The sequence below is a fragment of the Streptomyces iconiensis genome, from assembly GCF_028657195.3.
GTDB lineage: Bacteria > Actinomycetota > Actinomycetes > Streptomycetales > Streptomycetaceae > Streptomyces > Streptomyces iconiensis.
Window position 1 is genome coordinate 1 of sequence record NZ_JANCPR020000106.1, and the last position, 3998, is coordinate 3998.

The window sequence follows — 3998 nt, forward strand, 5'->3', positions numbered from 1 at the left end:
GGGTGCTGCTGGCGTCGGTGGCGCTGTTGCTGCTCACGGTCCGCCCGAACCTGAACGGCGGCGGTGGCTTCCCGCACTGGGCCACCCTCGCCCCCGACCAGCTGCGCGCGCACCTGGTCGCGGACCGCCTCCCGCACGACATCGGCAACCTGTCGAGGATCGCGGTGGGCAAGTTCGCCCGCCTGCGACAGGCCATCCACCTCACCTGTGCGGCCGGCGCCCTGCTGGTCTGCGCGGCCGGCATCAGCCTGGGGGGTGCGGCATGAAGCGGTTTCCCCGCAATCTGCTGGTGACCGCGCTGGCCGGGGTGGTCGGTATGGCCTTCCGGGTGTCCTGGAACGCGCTGCACGACGTGGCCCGCACGGTTGGTGCGGACGATGTGGCCGCGCTGCTGTACCCGTTCGTGGTCGACGGGCTGATGGCGCTGGCCCTGGTGGCCACCCTCGTCCTGTCCGGGCCCGATCGCAGGTTCGCGCTGCGCGTGCTGGCCGCCTACACCCTCGCCTCCCTGGCCCTGAACTACGTGCACGGGCTGGTACCCGAGCTGCACGGCCGTTCTGCCGACTGGGGGCAGTTGGCCGACTGGGACCCCGCCAACTGGACTCTCGTCCTGCTGGCAACCAGCCTGCCGGTCGGCTCCATCTACTTCGGCTCCGACCTGGTGGCCAAGGTCCTGCACCACCGACCCGCACCCCAGGCGAATACGGAGGAGTCGACACAGACCGACGTGAATCGGTCGAAGGGTGACCTGCACGAATCCCGCCCGGCACCGATCATGCCGGCCGTGCAGCCGCTCCCCACCCCGGCGGTCCAATCCGGCGCGATCGCCCCGGAGCCGGAGCCGACTCCGCGCCCGTTGGCGCCGGCGGTGGCGGCTGCCGAGTCGACCCGTCCGAGTCGGGCGACCGGCCGCCTGCCGCAGTCGGCCCGCCCGGCCCGCCCGGCCCGCAGCGCCGCCCAACTCCTGAGTGAGGCCCGGTCGGCGACCGCCGGTTGGTCGGACGGGGAACTGACTGCGGAGGGCATCCGCAAGGCCGTCCACATCTCCGCAGCCAAGGCCCGCGAACTGCGCGAGACCCTGCGCACCGAGCGCGAGGGACGCGCGGCCGAGCAGCGCCACCAGGTCGAGAAGCCCGAGGTTGAGTCCGCGTTCGCCGCGCTCGCGCCCGGCTACTCCGAACTGGCCAAGGCCGCCTGATGTCGGCCGCGTTCGGCAAGTGCTGGGACCCGGCCGGCGCCCGCTACGGCGTCCCGACCTACCCGTGGAAGTACGCCCCGGAAGGCATGGCCACGCGCCGGCAGCTCCGCGCCCGGGGCCTGCGTCCGGGCGGGCAGCCGATAGCAGGACAGGTGATGCGCCGCTCCCGCCACCGCGACGGCGGGGTGTCCGTGGCCTACCTCTACCGCCTCGATGCGGCCAGGCCCGTGCGGCGGATGACCTCCCGCAAGTGGGGCGCCCTGGCCCTGGCCATGCTCGCCCGCCGCACCTGCCCCAACTGCCGCCTGGACGCCGGGTACTGCATCCCGCGCTCCCTCGGCATGTGCATCCCCTGCGCCTACCCCGACGACCAATGGACCCCTGCCTGACCCACACCCCGCGAAAGGAATCCCGCGTATGAGCGATATCGAGAAGGCGTCAAAAGACGCGGTCGAGGCGGCCCGGCAGGGCGAGCAGTTCGCCGCGCTCCTAGCCGCCGTCCAAGCCGCACAACAGACCCAGCCCGCACCCTGCCAGCACCCCCCGCCGCCCCAGCAGGGGACGGCAGGCAAGTGGGTCGCCATCGGTATCGCGGGGACGTTCCTCGCGGTCGGGCTGGCCGTGTCCATGGTCGCGTTCGCCATCGGCGCCGTCGCGCTCACCACGTGCGTGGTCGTGCTGCGGTCCGTCTGGCGCGAGCACCAGACCAAGGCCCGCTGATGGGCCGCCGCGAGAAGGCCGACGACGAACGCACCGGCCGCCTCATGGACGAGCTGGAGCGCTACGCCGCCGACGGCAGCCACGATCGCGCGTTCGTGTCCACGACCCTGCACGCGCTCGGCTCCGACAAGACACAGACCCGCTGGCCGCCACCCGGCCACAGCTACCCCAAGCCCTGACCAGCCCCGAGAGCTGACCTGCTCTTCCGCGCCAACCAGCCCCGCCGTCATGAGGGCTGGCGGGCGTGGTGGGGCCGGACCAGCCCGGCCCGGCACACCCACGAACCGCGTACGGCCAAGCAAACCTCGAAGGGGATCACCCATGGCACGCGAGACCAGCCACGAGAACGCGAACCGCACGTTCGACCTGAACAACGACCTCATCGACGCCGAAATCGCAGGCGCATTCAAGGACGGGGATGCCTTCCACCGCACCGTCCAAGGGTCGCTGTCCATCGAGGACGAACTGAGGGGACAGGGCCAGTACCCGCCGCCCGGCCACGGCTACCCGCGCAGCTGACCAGCCCGGAGAGGAGCACTCGTGTTCCACGCGGGTGACGAGGTTCTGATCACCTCCTGCGAGGACGACCCCCGCGCGGCCGGACGCACCGGCCGGATCGTGGACGAGGTTCCGCCCGGACCGCTCACCGCCGGCCGCTGGACCGTCCACCGCATCGGCCCGCTGGTCGGGCCCGTTCTGTGCCGCACCGATGAACTGCGCAAGACCGGCTGACACCAACACAACCACGGAGGAGACCGAAGCATGGCCGAACGCATCTACACCACGGCCGAGAAGGCCAGGCGGGCCCGGCTGCTGGCCAAGGGCGCCAAGAACGCCTACGGCGACACCGCCGCCATCGACCGCGAACTTGACCGTATCGACGCTGTGGCCGAGGACCGCGCGCAGCGCGAAGCGATCGCCTACCAGCGGGAGTTGAGCGCCGCCAAGGACGCGGTGGCCACCGCCAGGGTCCGTGAACGCGCCGCCTCCCACCAGGAGCGCGGCGCCGCACGCCAGGCCCGCAAGGACGCCGAGAAGCGGCTACGCGCCGTCGAACACGCACGCCGCTAGCCACAACCGAAGGAGAGTGATGACTGAGACCGACTCAGGCCGGTGCCCCGCTGCGCACCCACAGGACCCCAGCGGCTGCTGGGGCCCCGTCGCGGTGACCGTCGTGGACAGCTCCGGAGACGGGGCAAAGGGGTGCGAGCACCACGCCGCACGCATGCTCGCCTCCCTGAACGAGGCCCGCGTCCACCCCCTGCCCGACGCCCCCAACGGTGCGGCCCTCCGCACGTTCAAGGCAGCGGGCGCCCTGCCGCCCTACGCCTGGCTCCAACCCGCCGCCCTCGACCACCGCAGGTAGATCCGCCCCGCGACGACCGCAGTGCCTGCCAGCGTCGTCGGTCGTCGCGGGCCCCTGCACCGCCCAACAGAAGAGACAGACAGGAGAACCCCATCATGACCGAGCTGACGGCGGCGGTGCCAGAAGTGGGCACCTTGCACAGCCTCGCCGACCACCGCGCCGCCAGGGAAGCCACGGCGGAGCCGAAGGTGTCCCTGGTCAAACCGCCCGGGACACCTGAGCAGGAGAGGGCACGGGATCGGGTGTGGGTGCGCGGAATGCGCGCCGCCCGCGTGGCCTTCAGCGATGAGCGCACCCGTACCGCCGGGCGTTTCGTGGTCCGGCACAGCTCCTACATGCTGTCGGGCAGTGGCATCCTCGCGCGCCGGGTGTGGGACGGACGCAGCGCGGCCCGCTACGAGCGGATGATGCGCACGGCCGAAGCCGCGGGCAACCCGGAGGAGGCCCGGGAGTGGGAGGAGCGCGGCAGGGCCTTCCGCGCGGCCCGGCACCAGCGCCGCATGGACCTGCTCACCGCCCCGCAGCGTCTGGCCAAGGGCGCCGCTGTCGGCGTCGGCGCCACGACGGGCGGGCTGCTGGTCCTGGGCGGCGTGCTGGCGCTGGCCGAGAGTGAACCGGCGCTGATCGTGGGCCCGTTCATGGCCGCCGTGGAGACGATCCGCTGGATCGTGGTCATCGCCTCGGTGGTGTGGGGTGCGGGCAAGGTTGTGGCGC

At 72.4% G+C, this 3998-nt stretch carries 9 protein-coding genes and 1 pseudogene; all 10 read left to right on the forward strand.

The window, feature by feature from the left end:
* Positions 1–266 (forward strand): Pycsar system effector family protein (locus tag NMN56_RS42770; RefSeq protein WP_283742575.1); only part of this gene is annotated, 266 nt, incomplete at its 5' end.
* Positions 263–1198, forward strand: a complete 936-nt coding sequence (locus tag NMN56_RS42775) for a DUF2637 domain-containing protein (protein ID WP_274040369.1) — start codon at positions 263–265, stop codon at positions 1196–1198. The genes NMN56_RS42770 and NMN56_RS42775, both read left to right, overlap by 4 nt.
* Complete coding sequence (locus NMN56_RS42780; protein ID WP_274040370.1) at positions 1198–1587, forward strand: RRQRL motif-containing zinc-binding protein; 390 nt, start codon at positions 1198–1200, stop codon at positions 1585–1587. Before NMN56_RS42775 ends, NMN56_RS42780 begins: the two co-directional genes overlap by 1 nt.
* Before the next feature lie 28 nt (positions 1588–1615).
* Positions 1616–1918, forward strand: coding sequence for a hypothetical protein (locus tag NMN56_RS42785; protein WP_274040371.1), 303 nt, complete (start codon positions 1616–1618; stop codon positions 1916–1918).
* The gene (locus NMN56_RS42790; RefSeq protein ID WP_274040372.1) at positions 1918–2097 is read left to right on the forward strand and encodes a hypothetical protein; all 180 of its coding nucleotides are present in this window, start codon (positions 1918–1920) and stop codon (positions 2095–2097) included. Before NMN56_RS42785 ends, NMN56_RS42790 begins: the two co-directional genes overlap by 1 nt.
* Positions 2098–2239: 142 nt before the next feature.
* Positions 2240–2437, forward strand: a complete 198-nt coding sequence (locus tag NMN56_RS42795) for a hypothetical protein (RefSeq protein WP_274040373.1) — start codon at positions 2240–2242, stop codon at positions 2435–2437.
* A gap of 21 nt (positions 2438–2458) precedes the next feature.
* Complete coding sequence (locus NMN56_RS42800) at positions 2459–2650, forward strand: hypothetical protein (protein ID WP_274040374.1); 192 nt, start codon at positions 2459–2461, stop codon at positions 2648–2650.
* Positions 2651–2680: 30 nt separating this feature from the next.
* Positions 2681–2989 carry a hypothetical protein gene (locus NMN56_RS42805; RefSeq protein ID WP_274040375.1) on the forward strand — a complete coding sequence of 103 codons (309 nt, stop codon included), beginning with the start codon at positions 2681–2683 and terminating at the stop codon, positions 2987–2989.
* A 19-nt stretch (positions 2990–3008) separates the two neighbouring features.
* Positions 3009–3284 (forward strand): hypothetical protein, encoded by a 276-nt coding sequence (locus tag NMN56_RS42810; RefSeq protein ID WP_274040376.1) that lies wholly within the window; start codon positions 3009–3011, stop codon positions 3282–3284.
* 95 nt (positions 3285–3379) lie between these two features.
* Positions 3380–3998, forward strand: a pseudogene (locus NMN56_RS42815) (hypothetical protein); the annotation flags it as partial.

Coding starts and splice junctions, on each gene's coding strand:
- NMN56_RS42775 (WP_274040369.1), top strand. CDS start 263: ATGAAGCGGTTTCCCCGCAATCTGCTGGTGACCGCGCTGGCCGGGGTG.
- NMN56_RS42780 (WP_274040370.1), top strand. CDS start 1,198: ATGTCGGCCGCGTTCGGCAAGTGCTGGGACCCGGCCGGCGCCCGCTAC.
- NMN56_RS42785 (WP_274040371.1), top strand. CDS start 1,616: ATGAGCGATATCGAGAAGGCGTCAAAAGACGCGGTCGAGGCGGCCCGG.
- NMN56_RS42790 (WP_274040372.1), top strand. CDS start 1,918: ATGGGCCGCCGCGAGAAGGCCGACGACGAACGCACCGGCCGCCTCATG.
- NMN56_RS42795 (WP_274040373.1), top strand. CDS start 2,240: ATGGCACGCGAGACCAGCCACGAGAACGCGAACCGCACGTTCGACCTG.
- NMN56_RS42805 (WP_274040375.1), top strand. CDS start 2,681: ATGGCCGAACGCATCTACACCACGGCCGAGAAGGCCAGGCGGGCCCGG.
- NMN56_RS42810 (WP_274040376.1), top strand. CDS start 3,009: ATGACTGAGACCGACTCAGGCCGGTGCCCCGCTGCGCACCCACAGGAC.